Origin of the sequence: Rhodococcus sp. 11-3 (assembly GCF_023704055.1) — a bacterium.
Lineage (GTDB): Bacteria > Actinomycetota > Actinomycetes > Mycobacteriales > Mycobacteriaceae > Rhodococcus > Rhodococcus aetherivorans.
This window is the reverse complement of sequence record NZ_CP080406.1, coordinates 3,871,846-3,891,184: the sequence shown is the minus strand read 5'-3', so window position 1 is coordinate 3,891,184 and position 19,339 is coordinate 3,871,846. Positions and strand designations below refer to the sequence as shown.

The 19,339-nt window shown below is 74.9% G+C and carries 15 protein-coding genes; 9 read left to right on the top strand and 6 right to left on the bottom strand.

From position 1 onward, the window contains the following. Positions 1–38: 38 nt before the first annotated feature. The 5 genes from nirB to KZJ41_RS18165 all read left to right on the top strand — a co-directional run bounded on the left by nirB (position 39) and on the right by KZJ41_RS18165 (position 6,591). Positions 39–2,552, top strand: coding sequence for a nitrite reductase large subunit NirB (nirB, locus tag KZJ41_RS18185; RefSeq protein ID WP_065922412.1), 2,514 nt, complete (start codon positions 39–41; stop codon positions 2,550–2,552). A 56-nt stretch (positions 2,553–2,608) separates the two neighbouring features. Then, positions 2,609–3,031, top strand: a complete 423-nt coding sequence (gene nirD, locus KZJ41_RS18180) for a nitrite reductase small subunit NirD (RefSeq protein WP_006942743.1) — start codon at positions 2,609–2,611, stop codon at positions 3,029–3,031. Beyond that, complete coding sequence (locus KZJ41_RS18175; RefSeq protein ID WP_006942745.1) at positions 3,028–4,185, top strand: uroporphyrinogen-III synthase; 1,158 nt, start codon at positions 3,028–3,030, stop codon at positions 4,183–4,185. Before nirD ends, KZJ41_RS18175 begins: the two co-directional genes overlap by 4 nt. Positions 4,186–4,231: 46 nt before the next feature. Next, a complete protein-coding gene (locus tag KZJ41_RS18170; RefSeq protein WP_006942747.1) occupies positions 4,232–4,936 on the top strand; it encodes a sirohydrochlorin chelatase in 705 nt (234 codons plus the stop codon). A 152-nt stretch (positions 4,937–5,088) separates the two neighbouring features. Continuing rightward, positions 5,089–6,591: an FUSC family protein gene (locus KZJ41_RS18165; protein WP_210432840.1), complete on the top strand. Its 1,503-nt coding sequence runs from the start codon at positions 5,089–5,091 to the stop codon at positions 6,589–6,591. 12 nt (positions 6,592–6,603) lie between these two features. Here the strand turns inward: KZJ41_RS18165 and KZJ41_RS18160 are convergent, their stop codons facing one another. Both KZJ41_RS18160 and KZJ41_RS28470 read right to left on the bottom strand, forming a co-directional pair. After that, positions 6,604–8,340, bottom strand: a complete 1,737-nt coding sequence (locus KZJ41_RS18160) for an NTP transferase domain-containing protein (protein ID WP_251549376.1) — start codon at positions 8,338–8,340, stop codon at positions 6,604–6,606. 45 nt (positions 8,341–8,385) lie between these two features. After that, entirely contained in the window at positions 8,386–8,514 is a 129-nt protein-coding gene (locus KZJ41_RS28470) for a hypothetical protein (RefSeq protein ID WP_006942753.1), read from the bottom strand. Positions 8,515–8,575: 61 nt separating this feature from the next. On the opposite strand from KZJ41_RS28470, the gene KZJ41_RS18155 reads away from it, so the two are divergent. Further along, the gene (locus KZJ41_RS18155) at positions 8,576–10,012 is read left to right on the top strand and encodes a PLP-dependent aminotransferase family protein (protein WP_029544575.1); all 1,437 of its coding nucleotides are present in this window, start codon (positions 8,576–8,578) and stop codon (positions 10,010–10,012) included. Positions 10,013–10,018: 6 nt separating this feature from the next. Here the strand turns inward: KZJ41_RS18155 and KZJ41_RS18150 are convergent, their stop codons facing one another. Genes KZJ41_RS18150 through KZJ41_RS18140 form a run of 3 tightly spaced genes read right to left on the bottom strand, consistent with a single transcriptional unit; the run spans position 10,019 to position 11,631 of the window. Then, positions 10,019–10,315 (bottom strand): MGMT family protein, encoded by a 297-nt coding sequence (locus KZJ41_RS18150; RefSeq protein ID WP_006942757.1) that lies wholly within the window; start codon positions 10,313–10,315, stop codon positions 10,019–10,021. After that, complete coding sequence (locus tag KZJ41_RS18145) at positions 10,316–11,092, bottom strand: alpha/beta fold hydrolase (protein WP_161995522.1); 777 nt, start codon at positions 11,090–11,092, stop codon at positions 10,316–10,318. Then, complete coding sequence (locus KZJ41_RS18140) at positions 11,089–11,631, bottom strand: helix-turn-helix domain-containing protein (RefSeq protein ID WP_185712830.1); 543 nt, start codon at positions 11,629–11,631, stop codon at positions 11,089–11,091. Before KZJ41_RS18140 ends, KZJ41_RS18145 begins: the two co-directional genes overlap by 4 nt. Before the next feature lie 52 nt (positions 11,632–11,683). Here KZJ41_RS18140 and KZJ41_RS18135 point away from each other — a divergent pair, with 52 nt between their 5' ends. From KZJ41_RS18135 to KZJ41_RS18125, 3 genes are all read left to right on the top strand, one after another. Continuing rightward, positions 11,684–12,094 carry a PaaI family thioesterase gene (locus KZJ41_RS18135; protein ID WP_029544569.1) on the top strand — a complete coding sequence of 137 codons (411 nt, stop codon included), beginning with the start codon at positions 11,684–11,686 and terminating at the stop codon, positions 12,092–12,094. A 146-nt stretch (positions 12,095–12,240) separates the two neighbouring features. Next, positions 12,241–15,564: an ATP-dependent DNA helicase gene (locus KZJ41_RS18130; protein WP_029544567.1), complete on the top strand. Its 3,324-nt coding sequence runs from the start codon at positions 12,241–12,243 to the stop codon at positions 15,562–15,564. 14 nt (positions 15,565–15,578) lie between these two features. After that, positions 15,579–18,929, top strand: coding sequence for an ATP-dependent DNA helicase (locus tag KZJ41_RS18125; RefSeq protein ID WP_043797081.1), 3,351 nt, complete (start codon positions 15,579–15,581; stop codon positions 18,927–18,929). Positions 18,930–18,935: 6 nt separating this feature from the next. Here KZJ41_RS18125 and KZJ41_RS18120 read toward each other — a convergent pair whose 3' ends face one another. After that, complete coding sequence (locus KZJ41_RS18120) at positions 18,936–19,328, bottom strand: MauE/DoxX family redox-associated membrane protein (RefSeq protein WP_029544562.1); 393 nt, start codon at positions 19,326–19,328, stop codon at positions 18,936–18,938. Positions 19,329–19,339 lie beyond the last annotated feature (11 nt).

Below are 19,339 nucleotides of genomic sequence, written 5' to 3'. Positions count from 1 at the left end.
CGGCCCCCCATCACGTACGCAAGGAAGAAGGAAACGGTATGAGCCACAAGTCTGTTGTCGTCGTCGGACACGGCATGGTGGGCCACCGCTTCGTCGAGGCGCTGCGCGCCCGCGACGAGAAGAACCTCTGGTCGGTGACGGTGCTGTGCGAGGAACCGCTGCCCGCCTACGACCGCGTGGGACTGTCCTCCTATGTCGGCTCGTGGGATTCGAAGGAACTCGCCCTCGCCGGCAACGAGTACGAGGGCGACGACCTGGTCGAGCTGAGGATCGGCACCCGGGCCGCGGCGATCGACCGTGCCGGGCGCACCGTCACCACCGACGCCGGTGAGGTGATCGGGTACGACGCGCTCGTCCTGGCCACCGGCTCGTACCCCTTCGTCCCGCCGATTCCCGGCAAGGATCTGGCCGGGTGCTTCGTCTACCGGACCCTCGACGACCTGGACGGCATCCGGGCCGGCGCGGAGCGGGCCGCTCCGGGAGCGGTCGGCGTCGTCGTCGGCGGCGGGCTCCTCGGCCTCGAGGCGGCCAACGCGCTGCGGATGCTGGGCATGACGCCGCACGTCGTCGAGTTCGCCCCCCGGCTCATGCCGCTGCAGGTCGACGAGGGCGGCGGTGCGCTCCTCGCCCGGCTCGTCACCGATCTCGGGCTGACGGTGCACACGGGCGTCGGCACCGCCGGCATCACCGAGGGCCCCGGCGGGTTGAGGGTGGAACTGTCCGACGGGTCGGTGATCGACGCCGCGCTGCTCGTGTTCTCCGCAGGCGTCCGTCCCCAGGACGGGCTGGCCCGCGACGCGGGGCTCGAGCTGGGCCCGCGCGGCGGTGTCCGCACCGACCTCGGCTGCCGCAGCACGACCGACGACGCGGTCTACGCGATCGGCGAGTGCGCGGCCGTCGAGGGCACCTGCTACGGCCTCGTCGCCCCCGGCTACAGCACGGCCGAGGTGGTGGCCGACCGGCTCCTCGGCGGCGCCGCCGAGTTCCCGGGCGCCGACCTGTCCACGAAGCTCAAGCTGCTCGGCGTCGACGTCGCGAGCTTCGGCGACGCGCACGCCACCACTCCGGGCGCCCTCGAGGTCGTGCTGTCGGACGCCGCGAAGGGCACCTACGCCAAGCTGGTCGTCTCGGACGACGCGAAGACACTGCTCGGCGGCATCCTCGTCGGCGACGCCTCCGCGTACGGGTCGCTGCGGCCGCTCGTCGGCCGGGAGCTGCCCGGCGACCCCGCGGCGCTGATCTCCCCGGCGGGAGAGAAGCCGGGCGCCGGGTCGCTGCCCGACGACGCCGAGGTGTGCTCCTGCAACGGAGTCACCAAGGGGACGATCTGCGGTGCCATCGCGGACGGCGCGTGCGACATCGCCCAGGTCAAGGCCTGCACCGGCGCCGGCACCACGTGCGGCGGCTGCCTGCCCACCGTCAAGCAGCTCCTCGCGGCGTCCGGTGTGGTCATGTCGAAGTCCTTGTGCGAGCACTTCGAGCAGTCCCGGGCCGAGCTGTTCCAGATCGTGCAGGCCACGAACACCCGCACGTTCTCGGCACTGATCTCCAAGTACGGCCAGGGGACCGGCTGCGACATCTGCAAGCCCGTCGTCGCCTCGATCCTCGCCTCGACCGACTCGGACCACATCCTGGGCCGGCAGCAGGCGGCGCTGCAGGACACCAACGACCACTTCCTGGCCAACATCCAGAAGAACGGCACCTACTCGGTGGTGCCGCGGATGCCCGGCGGGGAGTGCACCCCCGAGCAGCTCATCGTCATCGGCGAGATCGCCCGCGACTTCGGCTTGTACGTCAAGATGACCGGCGGCCAGCGCATCGACCTGTTCGGTGCGCGGGTCGAGCAGCTGCCGCTCATCTGGCAGCGGCTCGTCGACGCCGGCATGGAATCCGGCCAGGCGTACGGCAAGTCCCTGCGCACCGTGAAGAGCTGCGTGGGCTCGACGTGGTGCCGGTACGGCGTGCAGGACTCGGTCGGCATGGCCGTCGACCTCGAACTGCGCTACCGCGGGCTGCGCTCACCGCACAAGCTCAAGTTCGGCGTTTCCGGCTGCGCCCGCGAGTGCGCCGAGGCGCGCGGCAAGGACGTCGGGGTGATCGCCACGGAGAACGGCTGGAACCTGTACGTGTGCGGCAACGGCGGCCAGTCGCCCAAGCATGCGCAGCTGCTCGCCGGTGGTCTCGACGACGGGACCCTCGTCAAGTACATCGACCGGTTCCTGATGTTCTACGTGCGCACCGCCGATCGCCTGCAGCGCACCGCGCCCTGGCTCGAGTCCCTCGAGGGCGGGCTCGAGCACCTCCGGGCGGTGGTGTGCGAGGACAGCCTCGGCATCGGCGACGAGCTCGAGGCGGCGATGGCCAAGCACGTCGCCGGGTACCGGGACGAGTGGAAGGGAGTGCTCGAGGACCCCGAGAAGCTGTCCCGGTTCGTGTCGTTCGTCAACGCGCCCGAGGTGGCCGACCCGACCGTGCGGTTCGACGACTCGGGCAAGCGGAAGGTGCCGGTGCTGGTCGGAATGCCCTCTTACCGTGAGGGAATCTCGGGTTAACGCCCGAGAAACACCGGCCCCGGAGAATTCCGTCCGTAGTTCCAAGGAGGACATTCATGACCGTCATCGAGACGCACACCCCCGAGCGCGCGTCGCGTGCCAGCGTGTACGACGGGCGTCTGGAGTGGACGTCGGCGTGCCCGCTCAGTCACCTCATCCCCGGCCGCGGCGTCGCCGTGCTGTTGCGCGGCGGCGAGCAGGCCGCGCTGTTCCGGCTCGACGACGGCAGTCTGCGGGCGGTGGGCAACTTCGACCCGTTCGGCCGCGCCGCGGTGATGTCGCGCGGGATCGTCGGCGACCGCAGCGGCGAGCCCACCGTCGCCTCGCCGCTGCTCAAGCAGGTCTTCTCGCTGGACGACGGACGCTGCCTCGACGATCCGTCGGTCCGCCTGCCCGTGTACGACGTGCGGGTGTGGGCCGGTGTCGTCCAGATCCACAGCCTCGTGCCCGTGCACCGCGGTTACGGCGAGCGTTCGTGAGCGAGGACAACGCGCCGCTGCACGGCTTCACGATCGGCATCACCGCCGCACGCCGCGCCGACGAGTTCGCCACCCTGCTCACCCGGCGCGGCGCGGAGGTTGTCCACGCACCCGCCATCCGCATCATCCCGCTCGCGGACGACGCCGAGCTCGAGCGCGTGACGCGCGACATCCTCGACACCCCGCCGGACATCACCGTGGCCACCACGGCGATCGGCTTCCGCGGCTGGATGGGGGCCGCGGACGGCTGGGGCCTCGCCGAGCAGCTCGGCGAGGCCCTGGGCGGCAGCCGCATCCTGGCCCGCGGGCCGAAGGTCACCGGCGCGATCCGGGCCGCCGACCTGCGGGAGGAGTGGTCGCCGGCGTCGGAGTCGTCCGCGGAGGTGCTCGAGCACCTGCTGGCCGAGGGTGTGGAGGGGGTGCGGATCGCGGTGCAGCTGCACGGCGCCCGCACCGAGTGGGAACCCGGCGCGGACCTGTGCGAGGTGCTGCGCGACGCCGGTGCCGACGTGGTGGCGGTCCCGGTGTACCGGTGGACCCCGCCCGACGACCCCACCGCGCTGGACCGGCTCATCGAGCAGATCGCCGACCACAGCATCGACGCGGTGAGCTTCACCAGCGCGCCGGCCGTCGCGTCGCTGCTGATGCGTTCCAAGGCCACCGGCATGCTCGAGTTGATGCTGCGCGCGCTGCGCACCGGGGTCACCGCGGTGTGCGTGGGGCCCGTGACGGCCGCGCCGCTGGTCGAGCTGGAGGTGCCGGTCTCGGCACCGGCCCGGGCCCGGCTCGGATCCCTCGCCCGGCACCTGGCCGAAGAGCTGCCGCGGCGCGCCCACCGCATCGAGGCCGGGGGGCACGTCCTCAGCGTCCGCGGCCGCTGCGTCGTGGTCGACGGCGAGATCCGCTGCCTGGCGCCCGCCGCGATGGCGCTGATGCGCACCCTCGCCGCCCGGCCCGGCCGGGTCGTCTCGCGTGAGGAACTGCTCGCCGCGCTGCCCGGCGGCGGCGGCGACACCCACGCCGTGGAGACCGCCGTGGCGCGGCTGCGGTCCGCGCTCGGCGCCCCCACGATCGTGCAGACCGTCGTCAAGCGTGGCTACCGGCTCGCGGTCGACCCGGTGGGCTGCGCCGACAAGGAATACCCGCTCGGCTAGGGGCATCGTCTCCGGCCGACCCCGTTCCGGATCAGGAGTTGTGACCATGATCGACCCGGCCCTGCTGCTCGTCGCTCACGGCACGCGCAATCCGCGCGGCGTCGAGATGATCGCGTCCCTCGCCGACGCCGTCTCCCGCGACGTGGGCGCCACCCGCGTCGCGTTCGTCGATGTCCTCGGACCCTCGCCGGCGGAGGTGCTGCGCGATTCCGGCCGGCCCACCGTGCTGGTGCCCGCCTTCCTCGCCTCCGGCTACCACGTGCACGCCGACGTGCCACGCGAGGTCGCCGACAGTGGGCATCCCGCCGTGGCGGTCACCCGCGCGCTCGGACCCGACCCGGTGCTCGCACGGGTGCTGCTGCACCGGCTCTCCGCGGCCGGCTGGAAACCCGGTGACGCGGTGGTGCTCGCCGCGGCGGGCTCCTCCGACCCCCGCGCCCTCGGCGACGTGCGACGGGCCGCGGACATGTTGTCGGCCCTCGCGCGCGTCGCCGTGCGCGTCGGGTACGTCGCCACGGGTGCCCCGCGCGTGCCGGACGTCGTCGCCGGACTGCGCGCCGCGGGTGCGCGCCGGGTGTTCGTCGCCTCGTACCTGCTCGCCGACGGGCTGTTCCACGCGCGTCTCGCCGATGCGGGCGCCGACGGGGTGGCGGCCCCGCTCGGGGTGCACGACTCGATCGTGCGCCTGGTGGCCGAGCGGTACCGGTCGGCGGCGACGGCGCTGCTCGCCGGAGGCCCGCTGCGCGGGTGACCTTGCCGACACGGCGCCGCCGACCGCGGGTGCGCGCCGTATCGTCGATCCTCGTGTCCGAAGCGGTGACAGATCCGGGAGCCGGGTCCCGGAGTGACGCGGCGAGCCCGCCGATCCCGGCGCCGGGGCCTGCGCGGACGCTCCTGCTCGGGGTGCCCCGGCGGGGCCGGCGCTGGCCCGGTGCCCTGCGCGCGGCCGCCGCGGTGGCGCTGCCCGGCCTGGCAGGCCTCGCGCTCGGTCACGGGCCCGTCGCCGCGACGGCCGCCCTCGGGGCGTTCGCCGTCGTCTACGGCGAGGGCCGCGCCTACCGGGCGCGGTGGCAGGTGGTGATGGTCGTCGCGGCGGTGCTCGTCGCGCTGGCCGGTCTGGGCGCCGGTGTCGGCACGCTCGTGCATTCGGGTTCGGAATGGACGTGGCTGCTGCTCGTGGCGGTGATGACGGCGGTCGTCGCCGTGGGCGCCTTCCTGGTCGACGCGCTGCGCTTCGGTGCACCCGGTGCGTTCCTGCCGCTGCTCACCCTGGAGATCGCGGCGGCACTGCCGAGCGCCGGCGTGCCGGTCGGTGCGGTCGTGTCGTGGACCGCGGCCGGCGCGGGCACGGCAGTGGTGGTGTCGATGTCGGGCGCGGTGGCCCGGCCCCGCGCACCCGAGCGTGCCGCGGTGGCGGCGGCCGTGGAGGCCGTCGACGCCTGCCTGCGCGCCCCGGCGGAGACCGGGCCGCGGCACGAGGCGGTCCGGGCGCTGCACGCCGCGTGGATGTGCCTGCACGACGGGCGGCTGGGCGGGGGCGCGCATCCGCTGACCCGGACGCTCCGAGCGGCGCACCTGCGGCTCGCGACGGTCGTCGCAGGAACCGACGAGGGTGCCGCCTCCGAGACCGACGATCTGCGGCCGCAACCACCGCTGCCGCGCCCGTCGGCGCGATACCGGCTGGCGCGGGCCGCCGGGCCCGGCAGCCGATCCTGGACCATCGTCCTCCGCCTCGTCGTGGCCGGTCCCGTCGCGGGCGCACTGGCGCTCGCGTGCGGTGTCGGGCGGCCGGACTGGGCGGTGATCACGGCGGCGATGGTGCTGCATCAGGGACCCGACCGGGTGCTGGGCAGCTACCGGGGCCTGCACCGGTTCGCCGGCACCGTCGTGGGTCTGGGCGTGCTGGCCGCGGTCGTGTGGGCCGCCCCGACGGCCGTCGCGCTCGTCGTGGTGGTCGCGGTGTTGCTCGCCGGAACCGAGGAGTACCTGGTCCGGAACTACGGCGTGGCGATGGTGTTCATCACTCCGCTCGCGCTGCTGCTCGGCGGCGCCGGGGTGCCGCACGACTTCGCCGTGGTGGCCCGCGACCGCCTGCTCGAGACGGTGATCGGCGTGCTCGTCGCCGTCGCGGTGCTGTGGGTCGTGCTGCCGTTCGCGCATCGTCGCGTGCTGCGCTGCGCCGACGCGCGGGTCGCGGAGACGGTCGCCACCATCGTGCAGGCGCGCACGGCGGGGGAGCGGACCGTCCTGCCGGAACTGCGCCGCGACCTCGAGTTCGACCTGCACGCCGCGACGACCGCCGCGATCGTCGCGGCCCACACCGAACCCGGCTGGACCCGCGACCGGTGGCCGGAGCACCGGCGGCTCCACGAGACCGGATACCGGGTCCTCGCGCACCCGGCCTGACCGGCGCGCCGGTCAGTGTGGCAGCGGCACCAGTTCCACCGGATCGTCGTCCGCCGCGCCGGGCGGCACGAGCGCGATCGCCCGTCGCCCGATCAGCCCCGCCAGGTGTGCGGTGCGGATCGCGTTGTCGCACACCCACAGTCCGTCGTCGGTCTGTGTCGCCGGCAGCAGCCGGGTGACGTCGCCGCTCACCTGCGAGGCGTTGGCGAGCGGCGCGGTCCACGGTGGCTCCGGCCGTCGTCCGGTCAGCCCGTCGACGACGGCGGGCAGCATCACCAGCAGCGTCGCGACGGCCGCGACCGGGTTGCCGGGCAGGCCGAGCACCACACGACCGTCCGGCAGCACCGCTGTCACCTGGGAACCGCCCGGCTTGCACCGGACCCGATCGACGACGATCGCCGCGCCGGCGCGGGCCAGCGCCGCCCGCAGCTGGTCGGCGGCCCCGCCGCCGGTCGCCCCGGTGACGACGATCGTGTCGACGTCGGTGGCTTCGCGGAGCAGCCGGTCGAACCCGTCGACGGTGTCGCGCAGGTGCGCCTCGCCGGCGACGGCGGCGCCGCACCACTGCACGAACCGCGGCAGGACGGGGCCGAGAGAATCGCGGGTCTGGCCGTCGCGCAGCGGCCCGTCGCGGCGGATCTCGTCGCCGGTGACGACCACGTGGACCCGGACGGGCCCGCGGACCGGCACGGCGGTCACCTCGCCGCTCAGCGCAGCGGAGACCACCGCCGGGCCCAGGGCGGTGCCCGCCTCGGCGAGCACGTGACCGGGCGCCCAGTCCTCCCCGCGACGGCGCGCGTCGTCGCGCACCGGGGCGCCGGGCATCCGGGTCACGGTGCCGTCGGTCACCTCGACGTGTTCGTCGCGCACCACCGTCGTCGCGCCGGGCGGCAGGTAGGCACCGGTGGCGATCCGCGCGGCCTGGCCGTCGTGCAGGGTGAACGGCTCGGTCGCGCCGGCCCGGTGGACCTCGGCGCGCAGCAGCCACGGACCGTCGCCGGCGACGGCGTACCCGTCCATCGCCGACACCGCGGCCCGCGGCAGGGCCTCGGCGGCGACGAGTGGCGCGGCGAGGGTGGCACCCTCCGCCGCCTGGGGCGCCACGGTGCGGACCGGCAACCGCGGCAACGACCGCCGGATCTCCGCGCGGGCGGCGGCGGGGTCGGCCGCGACGAGCCCGGGACGCGCGGCGCGGGCCTGCGCGAGCTCCTGCGGGGTGTCGCAGTCCGCGGTCCCCGCCACCGGGACCGTGACGTAGCGCTCCGGCAGCAGGGCCTTCATCGGCTGATTGGCCGGATCCGTCCCCAGCGCGGCGAGGCGGTCGGCGAGCGCGGGACCACGCCACGCGGCGAGCAGGAACTGGATCCGGCCCGAGTCGTCGACAGCGAACGCCGCGTCGGCTCCGGGGGCGCCGCGCAGGGTCTCCACCAGTGCGGTGACCGTGTCCGCGGTGAGGAACGGCAGGTCGGCGGCGAGGACCAGCACCACCGGTGCGTGAAGACCCGCGGCGGCGAGGGCGGCGACGGGCCCGGCCCCGGCGGGCTGCTCCTGGACCTGGACCACCGCCGGGTCGAGATCGTCGCGCCGTGGTCCGACGACGGTGATCCGGCGGCACCCGGCCACCGCGGCCAGCGCGATGTCGAGCATGCGCCGGCCCCCGACGACGAGTGCGGGCTTGTCGACGCCGCCCATGCGGGTCGCGCGTCCGCCCGCGACGATGACGGCCTCGACGTCGGTCAGCGAACTCATGAGCTCATGCTGCCCGACGCGGGCCGGCGCGGTGTGCCGGGGCGGTCAGTCGGGCGTGTGGTGACTGCGCGGCGGCCCGCCGATCCCGCACCGGCCGCCCTGCGCGGTGTCCAGCACTGTCCAGGTGGCCGCCGCCAGGCTGAGCGCGGTGAGGAGAACGACCAGGAAGATCATGGTCCTATTCTCTCGGGCCGGTGGACCGGAGATCCCGGTCCACCGTGCGAAAGTGGACTGTATGAAGGACGTGTCCGCCACCCCGTCCGCGGCCCGGCTCGCGGCGCTGCTCGGCGACGTCGGAGCCGACCGCGGTCCGCTGTACCGGGCCGTCGCCGCCGCGCTGCGCCGCCGCATCGCCGACGGCCGGCTCCCGGTCGGCGCGCGCCTGCCCGCCGAGCGGGCGCTGGCCGACGCGCTCGGCGTCAGCCGCGTCACGGTGGCCGCCGCCTACGGCGACCTGCGCGACGACGGCTGGGCGCTCACCCGGCACGGGGCGGGCACGTTCGTTGCCGCTCCCGACGGCCGGCAGCCGTGGGGCACCGCGCTCGGCGCCCCCGTGCCCGGCGTGCTGGACCTGGGCAACGCCGCCCCGGAGGCGTCGTCCCTGCTGACCGCCGCCTACGCGGTCGCGCAGACCCGGCTGCCCGACCTGCTGGCCGGTCACGGGTACGCGCCGAGCGGCCTGCCCGAGCTGCGTGCCGCCGTCGCGGCGCGGTACACCGCCCGCGGACTGCCGACCGACCCCGAGCAGGTGCTGATCACCGCCGCCGCGGCGGACGGACTCGACGCCGTCCTGCACACCGTCGTCGGGGCGGGACGACGGGTGCTGCACCAGCATCCGAGCCATCCCGGCGCGCTCGAGACGATCGCGGCGACCGGAGCCCAGTCCGTCGCCGTGCCCGTCGACGTCGACGATCCGGACGTGATCGTCGACGAGGCCGATCGCGCCGCGCGGCAGCACGCCCCGACCGTCGCGTACCTGATGCCCGACCACGCCAATCCGACCGGTGCGAGCCTGAGCGTGGCCGCGCGGCGGTCCCTCGCCGCGACCCTGTGGCGGCACCGCGTCCTGACCGTCGTCGACGAGGTCGCCGCGGAGCTGTCGTTCGCCGGCGACGACATCGAGCCGTTCGGGGCGGCGGTCCCGGACGCGGCCACCGTGCACGTCGGCTCGTTGAGCAAGGTGGTCTGGGGCGGCATCCGGATCGGCTGGGTGCGCGGCGACCGGGCGACCGTCGCGCGCGTGCGGGAGGTGCTGCTGCGACGCCAGCTCGGCGTCTCGATCCTCGACCAGCTCGCCGCCGTGGAGTTGTTCGCGCAGTGGCAGCGGATCCTCGACGAGCGCCGCGCCGGGCTGCGCGCCCGTCAGGAGGCGCTCGCCGCGGCCGTCGCCGCACGCCTGCCCGGGTGGCGGTTCGTCCCGCCCGCGGGCGGGTTGTCGCTGTGGTGCCGGCTGCCGGACGGCATCGGTTCCACCCGCCTCGTCGCCGCGGCGGAACGGCAGGGACTCGTCCTGCTGCCGGGCACCCGATTCGGCACCGGCCACGCGTTCGACGACCATCAGCGCCTGCCGTTCACCCGGCCGGTCGCGGAACTGCTCGCCGCGGTCGACGTGCTGGCCGGGCTCGGCGCGGCCGTCCTCGAGCCGCGGCGAGCGGCACCACCGCTGGTGTGAGCCGGCTCAGAAGCGGTGCCGCGCCGCCGCGAGATCGACCCGGCCGTCGCGGATCGGCACGCCTTCGAGCTCGAGCCGGGCGAGTTGCCGGTGGGCCAGGTGCGCGGCGGGCCTTCCGGAGGCCGGGACCACCCGGTGCCACGGCAGGTCCGCGCTGTCGGTCCGCATGATCCAGCCCACGGTGCGCGGGCTGGACAGGCCGGCCGCCGCGGCGACGTCGCCGTAGGTGGTCACGCGGCCCTCGGGGACGGAGGCCACCAGCTCCCGGACGCGTTCGACGTCCGCCTCGCTCGTTGCCGGCATCTACAGCAGCTTCCGGACGAGGGCCGCGGTCTCCTCCGGTCGTGCCTGATCGATCATGTGGTCGCAGTCGATGTCGAGCGCCGTGAGGTTCGTGCCGAGGCGGTCGGCGAGGGCGGCCCGGAACTCGTCGGTCACGTACGGCGGCTGCACCTTCGCGGCCCGCGCGACGATCGTGGGCAGGTGCGCCGGTGGCAGGACGAACTCACACGCCAGCTCGCTCCACGACGTCACCAGGGCGGGAACGCACAGGCGCCAGTTGACCCGGCCCGAGTCGAGGGTGATCAGGTGCTCGGCGAGTTCGGCGTCGAGCAGCGCGGGATCGACCTCGCCCCACGCGCCGTTCGTCTTGTCGGCGCGGGCCTCGGCCGCGTCGGTGTAGTCGGGGTGCTGCACGGTCAGCTCCGCGATCTCGAGCATGCGTTCCGGCGGCAGCCCGATCGCCGGATCCAGTAGCACCAGCCCGCGCACCCGCTCGGGGGCGGTCGCCGCCAGATGCACGGCGAGGGCGCCGCCGAACGAATGCCCGACCACCAGCACCGGACCCGAGGCGTGGGCGTCGAGGACGGCGAGCAGGTCCCGCACGTGCGTCTCGAAGTTCCACGGCGGCGTCCACGGGGAGCGGCCGTGCCCGCGCAGGTCCGGCGCGATGACCCGGGCCTGGGGCAGGTGCTCCGACGCGAGGTGCTCCCAGCGCCGGCCGTGACCGGTGAGGCCGTGCAGGGCGAGCAGCTGCGGACCGTCGGCGGGGCCGAACAGATGGGTGTGCAGTTCGTTCACCCGTCGATTGTGTCAGGGCCGCGGCCGGTTCCGGTGGCAGCCGATGCGCTCGCGCGGGACCGGTGCGGCCGGTCGGCGGGGACAGGCCGGGCTCCCGGACCCGGGGTCGATTCGGTCTCGCGGGCGGTCAGTCCGGCCGTGCCGGCGGGAACGACCACCGCGGCGACGGGCCGGCCGCTCACCCGGTCGCGAACCACCACGGGGGGCCCGTCCTCGTCGGCGCAGTAGCGGTCGCCCCACTGGAGCAGGGCGACGAGGACGGGGAAGAGGTCCAGACCCTTGTCGGTGAGCCGGTACTCGTTGCGGGTGCGGTGTCCGGCCTGCCGGTACGGCACCGGGCGCAGAATTCCCGCGGCTACCAGTTTGCGCAGGCGGTCGGCCAGGATCGGCTCGGACACCCCGACGTGCCGCCGCATGTCGTCGAACCGGCGCACGCCGTTGAACGCCTCCCGCAGGACGAGCAGGGTCCACTTCTCGCCGATCACGTCCAGTGTCCGCTGCACGGAACAGTTCGCGGTGTCCGTCTCCAACCAGCGCATGCATCGAGGCTAAACCCTTGCTAACTGTAATTTCAGAAGTTAGCGTGACGCCATGGACACCACCTCTACCGATCTCCCCGCCGGCAGCGCCTTCCTGCAGGCGGCGGGCCTCGTGCTCGACGAGGTCTCCGGCACCCGGGTCACCGGACACATCGATCTGAGCCGGGACCATCACACTCCGTGGGGCGTCGTGCACGGCGGTGTCTACACCACCGCCGTCGAATCCGCGGCCAGCGTCGGGGCCAGCGCCGCTGTCCAGGACCGCGGCCAGTTCGCGGTCGGGGTGCACAACAGCACCGACTTCCTGCGCTCGAGCACGGGGGAGCGCGTCGACGTCGTCGCCGAACCGCTTCAGCAGGGCCGCGTCCAGCAGCTGTGGCTCGTCACCGTCACCGGCACCGAGAGCGGCAGGACCCTGGCGCGCGGTCAGGTCCGGCTGCAGAACGTTCCGTTGCCCGGCTGACTCGCCGCTCCGCGGCGGTGCGGGATTCGCCGCTTCGCGGCGGTGCGGGATTCGCCGCTTCGCGGCGGTGCGGGATTCGCCGCTCCGCGGCGGTGCGGGATTCGCCGCTCCGCGGCGGTGTCGGTCCCGTCTGCTGGAATGGCCCCATGACCGACGCCGACATCCGCCCCGACGCCCGGCCCCGGCAGGCCGAGGTGCGGCTGGTGCCGAGGCCGGACGAGGCGCCGCCGCAGCGACAGTGGCCCGAGGACGTGCAGCGGGTGTTCGCCGATTCGCCGCCCATGCCGCAGTGGCGGCCGTGGCAGGTGCTGGGCGGCCCCGGGACGGGTAAGACCGCGCTGCTCGTGGACCTGGCCGTGTCCCGGATCGCCGCCGGCGCCGACCCGGAGTCGGTGCTGGTGCTCACCCATTCCCGGCGCGCCGCGACCGAGGTACGAGAGGCGATCACCGCCGGGTTGCTCCGCGTGGGGGCGGTTCCCGGTGGTCCCCGGGCCACGCGGGAACCGCTGGTGCGGACCGTCCACTCGTACGCGTTCGCGGTGCTGCGGCTGCAGGCGTCCACGCACGGCAACCCGCCCCCGCGCCTGATCACCGGCGCCGAGCAGGACGCCGTCCTGCGCGAGCTGTTGCGCGGCGATCTCGACGACGGCGCGGGCATGTGGCCCGAGCGGCTGCGGCCCGCGCTCGGCATGACCGGCTTCGCGGTGGAGCTGCGGGACCTGATGCTGCGCGCCAACGAACGCGGCCTCGGTCCCGAGGACCTGATCGAGCTCGGGCAGCGGCGGTCGCGGCCGGAGTGGGTCGCCGTCGGCGAATTCGCCGCCCGGTACGAGCAGATCATGCTGCTGCGCGGCGCGGTCGGCATCGAGGCGCCCGAGGCCACCGCGCCCGCCCTCGACGCCGCCGAACTCGTCGGGGCGGCCCTCGCCGCGTTCGTCACCGACCCCGACCTGCTCGCACGGGAACGGTCCCGAATCCGGCACCTGCTCGTCGACGACGCCCAGCATCTCGACCCGCAGGCGGCGCAACTGGTGCGCGTCGTCGGGCTCGGCACCCGCACCACCACCGTCGCCGGCGATCCGGACCAGGCGGTGTTCACCTTCCGTGGCGCCGACCCGGCCTTCCTCGCCGCGTTGGTCGACGACGACCCGAGCCGCCGCGTGGTGCTCGGCACCAACCACCGCGCCGCCCCCGAGGTGGCCGAACTCGTCGGCCGTATCACCCGCCGGCTGTCCGGCCTCCCGCCGCACCGCGGCGCACCCGCCGTCCCGTCGGACGATCCGGGCACCGTGCGGGTCCGGGTGCTGCCGACGCCGGCGAAGGAAGCCGCCCTCGTCGCCGACACGCTGCGCCGCGCCCACCTCGTCGACGGGGTGCCGTGGTCCCGGATGGCCGTCGTGGTGCGGTCGGTGCCGCGCTCGCTCGCCCCGCTGCGGCGCGCCCTGCTGGCGGCCGGCGTGCCGGTGACCACGGCCGCCTCCGAGCTGCCGCTGGCCCGCCAGCACGGCGTCGCCGGGCTGCTGCTCGTACTGCGGGCACTGTCCGGGCTGCCGTTCGGCGGCGAGGAGGCGCTCGCCCTGCTGTCCGGGCCCGTCGGCGGAGCCGAACCGGTCGCCCTGCGCCGCCTGCGCCGCGGCCTGCGCCGTGTCGAGCTCGCCGCCGGGGGCGACCGCGACTCCGCCGAACTGCTGCGACTGCTGCTCGTCGACGACGAGGGCGAAAACGCCGAACGGCTCGAGCGCGGACTCACCGACGTCGAGGCGGCGCCGCTGAAGAAGGCCCAGGCCGTGCTGCGCAAGGCCCGGGAGGCCGCGCGCCGCGGCGGCGGCATCGAGGACGTGCTGTGGGAGGCGTGGCAGGCCACCGGACTCGAGCGCAAGTGGGCCGCGGCGTCCGAACGCGGCGGTCCGGTCGGCGCGCAGGCCGACCGCGACCTCGACGGCATCGTGGCGCTGTTCGACGCCGCCGCCGACTACGTCGACCGGCTGCCGCGCGCCCAGCTCGCCGGATTCGTCGACTACCTCACCGAGCAGGAGATCCCGGGCACCGTCCGCACCCGCCTGGTCGCGCCGGCGGAGGCGGTCACCGTCGTCAGTGCCCACTCGGCGGCCGGCCGGGAGTGGGACGTCGTGGCGGTCGCCGGCGTGCAGGAGGGCCTGTGGCCGAGCCTGCGCGCCCGCGGCACCCTGCTGGGCATCGAGACGCTGATCGACGCGGTGTCCGGGGCCGACGGCGGCGGCGACGGCTCGACGCGGCTCTCACGCACCGCGCCGCTACTGGCCGACGAGCGCCGCCTGTTCCTTGTCGCGTGCAGCCGGGCGCGGCGCACCCTGCTCGTCACCGCCGTCGAATCGGTGGGCGGCGACACCGACATGGTGCGGTCCCGGTTCGTCGACGAGCTGGTGGGCGCGGACTCCGACGACGTCGTCGACGAGGCGGGTGAGGACGTCTCGGTGCTGCCCGAGGAGACCCGCACCCGGGTGCTCGCCCTCCCCACCCTCGTCGCCGAGCTGCGCAGCGTGGTGTGCGATCCCGTGGTGGCCCGGGACGATCCGCAGCGGCAGCGCCGGGCGGCCGCACAGCTCGCGCGGCTCGCCCGGGCCCGTGTGCGGGGCGCGCATCCGGACCAGTGGTACGGCACCGCCGAGCCCAGCACGCAACAGGAACTGTGGGACCCCGGGGCCGACGCGGTGCCGTTGTCGCCGTCGACGGTCGAACAGCTCACCACGTGCCCGCTGCGGTGGATGTTCGAGCGGCACGGCGGCTCCGACGGCGACAACACCCACGCCGTCGCGGGCAGTCTGGTGCATACGCTGGTGCAGGCGCTCGCCGGGCGGATCCCGCCCGACCAGGTGGAGCGGGCGCTCGAACGGGCATGGGACTCGGTCGATCTCGGCTCCCAGTGGTACGCCCGTCGCGAGCTCGAACGCACCCGCGCCATGCTCGACACGTTCTCGGCGTGGCTGCGCGGCACCCGCGGCGAGCTCACCGAGGTCGGGGTCGAGATCGCCGTCGACGGCATCCTCGAACCCCGGACCGAGGACGAGCCTCGGGTGCGGCTGCGCGGCCGGATCGACCGGCTCGAGCGCGACCCCGACGGGCGGCCCGTGATCATCGACGTCAAGACCGCGCGCCATCCGGTCACCAAGGAGGCGGCGCAGCAGCACGCGCAGCTGGCCGCCTACCAGGTCGCCGCCGCGGCCGGCGCGATCGACGGGCAGCCCGCCGGCGAACCCGGCGGGGCACGGTTGGTGTTCGTCGCCAAACCGCACAACAAGGAGGGCGCCACCCAGCGGGTACAGCCCCCGCTGGACGCCGAGGCGCTCGACCGTTGGCGCGACGTGATCCACGAAGCAGCCGCGGCCACCCGCGGACCGCAGTTCCTGGCCCGGGTCAACGACGGGTGCCGGCACTGCCCGGTCCTGTCGAGCTGCCCGGCGCACGACGAGGGCAGGCAGGTGACGGGATAGTGGCACCACCGACGGTGAGTGCGGTCGAGCTGGCCGCCGCGCTCGGGCAGTTCCCGCCGACCGGCGAGCAGGCCGCGGTGATCGAGGCGCCGCTGCAGCCCACGCTCGTCGTCGCCGGCGCCGGCGCCGGCAAGACCGAGACGATGGCGGCGCGCGTGGTCTGGCTCGTCGCGAACGGCTTCGTCGACCCGGAACAGGTGCTGGGCCTGACGTTCACCCGCAAGGCCGCCCAGCAGCTCACCACCCGGATCCGCCGGCGGCTGGCGAAGCTCGCCGGATCGGCGCTGGTGCGCGACCTCGACCCGACCGGCGGGCTGCGCGCCCGCATCCTCGCCGGCGAGCCGGAGGTGGGCACCTATCACGCGTACGCCGGGCGCCTGCTCGGTGAGCACGGGCTGCTGCTGCCCATCGAACCGTCGGCGACCCTGCTGTCCGAGACCGAGCTGTGGCAGCTCGCGTACCGCGTGGTCAGCGCCTGGGACGGCGACCTCGACACCGACCGCAATCCCGCGTCGGTCACCGAGTGCGTGCTGGCCCTGTCGGGGCAGCTCGCCGAGCACCTCGTCGAGCCGGAGGACCTGCGCGTCGCGCACACCGAGCTGGACAAGCTCGTGCACACGCTGCCCGCCGGCCCGAATCAGCGTGGGGGACCGTCGAAGACCCTGCTGAACATCCTCGACGCGCAGCAGGCCCGGATCGAGTTGCTGCCCCTGGTCGAGCGCTTGGCGCAGACGCTGCGCCGCGAGGGCGCGCTGGATTTCGGCAGCCAGATGTCGCTCGCCGCCCGGATGGCCCGCGACCACCCGGAGGTCGGCCGCGCCGAGCGGGCCCGCTTCCGGGTGGTGCTGCTCGACGAGTACCAGGACACCGGCCACGCGCAGCGTGTCCTCCTGTCGTCGCTGTTCGGCGGTCCCCTGTCCGGCGGCGCCTCGGAGCGGATGCCCGCGGTGACCGCGGTGGGGGATCCGATGCAGTCGATCTACGGATGGCGTGGCGCGTCCGCGGCAAACCTGCCCCGGTTCTCGACGGACTTCCCGCTGCCGGACGGCAGCCCCGCGCCCCGGCTCGAGTTGCTCACCAGCTGGCGCAACCCCCCAGAGGCGCTGGAGCTGGCAAATCTGGCATCGGAACCGTTGCGGCACAAGGGTGTCCAGGTCAGCACGCTGCGGGCGAAGCCGGAGCCGACCCCCGGCGACGTCCGGCTCGCCCTGCATCCGGACGTGGAGGCCGAACGGGAATGGGTGGCCGGGCGGATCGCCGCCGAGTACGCGGCCGCCCGGGCCGCCGAGGCGTCGCCGCCGACAGCGGCGGTGCTGGTGCGCCGCAACGCCGACGCCGCGCCGATCGCGGAGGCGCTGCGAGCCCACGGCCTGCCCGTCGAGGTGGTCGGTCTCGGCGGCCTGCTGCACACCCCCGAGGTGGCGGACGTGATCGCGATGCTGCGGCTGGCCGCGGACCCCACGGCCGGCAGCGCGGCCGTGCGGGTGCTGACCGGTGCCCGCTGGCAGCTCGGCGCCGCCGACCTGAAGGCGCTGTGGCGCCGGGCCGGCGAACTCGCCATCGGCGGCCGCTTCGGCGTCGCCGGCACGGTCACCGACTCGGCCGCCCTCGCCGAGGCGCTCGACAGCGCCCTGCCGGGCGAGCAGTCCGAACAGGCCGGGATCGCCGACGCACTCTCCGATCCCGGTCCGCCGCATCGGTATTCGGAGTTCGGTTACGCGCGCATCGTCGCGCTGGGCAAGGAGCTGGCGTCCCTGCGGGAGCGGCTGGGCCAGCCGCTGACGGAGCTCGTCGCCGAGGTGGAGCGGGTTCTCGGCATCGGCATCGAGGCGCAGGCCCGCGCGGGCAGCGACGGCGGTGTCGGCCGGGAGAACCTCGACGCCTTCGCGGACGTGGTCGCCGGGTACGCGAGCCGCGGTTCGGCGACGCTGACCGGCCTGCTCGCCTACCTCTCCGCCGCCGAGGCGATCGAGGGCGGACTCGCTCCGGGCGAGGTGCAGGTCGCCACCGAACGGGTGCAGGTGCTGACCGTGCACTCGGCCAAGGGCCTCGAATGGGAGGTGGTGGCGGTCCCGCACCTGACCGCCGGGGTGTTCCCCTCGTCGACGGCCGGCAGCACATGGCTCGGCGCCCTCGGGGAACTGCCGCCGTCGCTGCGCGGCGACCGGGCGCTGCCGGGCGAGAACAGCGACGGCGTCCCCGTCCTCGATCTCGACGAGGTCTACGACCGCAAATCGCTCGAGAACTGCATCGACACGCACAAGGACGCCCTCAAGCGCCGGAAACTGGACGAGGACCGGCGCCTGTTCTACGTCGCGCTCACCCGCACGGAGCGGGCCCTGTTCGTCTCCGGGCACCACTGGGCCGAGTCCGGAACGGACCCGAAGGGACCGTCCCCGTTCCTGTCCGAACTGCACGAGCTGGTGGCGGCGCGACCCGGGCTCGGCCGCATCGAGACCTGGGCCCCGGCGCCGGAGCCGGGCACCGAGAACCCGATGACCGCGGATCCGCACACCGCCGTGTGGCCGCGCGATCCCCTCGGGGTGCGGCGTCCCTTCGTCGAGCAGGGCGCGGCCCTGGTCCTCGCGATGCTCGAGGAGCCCGAACCCGAGCCCCCGGCGACCCCGGACGACGACCCCGACGACTGGGCCGCGGACGTCGACGCGCTGCTCGCCGAGCGGGCCCGGCGCGCCGAGCAGCGTGCCGAGGTGATGCTGCCCGCCCAGATGTCGGTCAGCCAGCTGGTGGATCTGGCCGCGGACCCGGCCGCGCTGGCGGCGCGGCTGCGCCGTCCGTTGCCGTTCCGGCCGAATCCGCTGGCGCGCCGCGGCACCGCCTTCCACGCGTGGCTCGAACGGCGATACGGCGCCACGCGGCTGCTCGACCTCGACGAACTGCCCGGCGCGGACGACGCCGGCGGCGACGAGACCGAACTCGACCGGCTCCAGGAGGCGTTCCTGCGCTCGCGGTGGGCGCAGCGCAGCCCGGTGGAGGTGGAGGTTCCGTTCGAGACGTCGCTGGCCGGGGTGGTGATCCGTGGCCGGATCGACGCGGTGTTCGAGGACTCGGACGGCGGCTGGACGGTCATCGACTGGAAGACCGGCGCCGAGCCCGACGAGGACCGGCTCGAGGCGGTGGCGATGCAGCTGGCCGCGTACCGACTGGCCTGGGCGCAGCTGATGGCCGCCCGCACGTTCCGCGCGACGGGCCGACCGGCCGTGCCGCCTCTCGACAAGGTGCGGGCCGCATTCCACTACGTGCGCACCGGGCGGACCATCGCGCCGGAGGACCTGCCCGGCGCCGAGCGGCTGGACCGGTTGGTGCGCAGCGCCGGCGCGGACCGCCCGTCGGCCGGCGAGCGGTAGCGGCGGTCAGCGGCGCGGGGCGTTGCGCCGCGCCGTGAGAGCCTGGGCGATCAGGGGCACCTGCAGCGGCAGCCGGGCCACCGCGACCGCCTTCGCGGCCGGGGAGAGCCGCTCGCTGCGCAGCCATGTCACGGCCATCTGCACGTTGGCGGGGAACACCGCGATCAGCAGGGCCGCGGCCAGCGTCCCGCCGAGCCGCCGGGTCCGCGGAATCGCAAGCGCCGTCCCGGCGGTCAGCTCGGCCACCCCGGAGACGTAGGTATAGGTGCGTGGCGAGCCCGGCAGCGCCGTCGGCACGATCCGGTCGAACGGCCGGGGGGAGGCGAAGTGCGCCGCGCCCGCTCCGAGGAGGAGCGCGGACAGCCGCAGCGCCGCGCGCTGGGACGGGAGTGTGGACATGCGCGCCACAC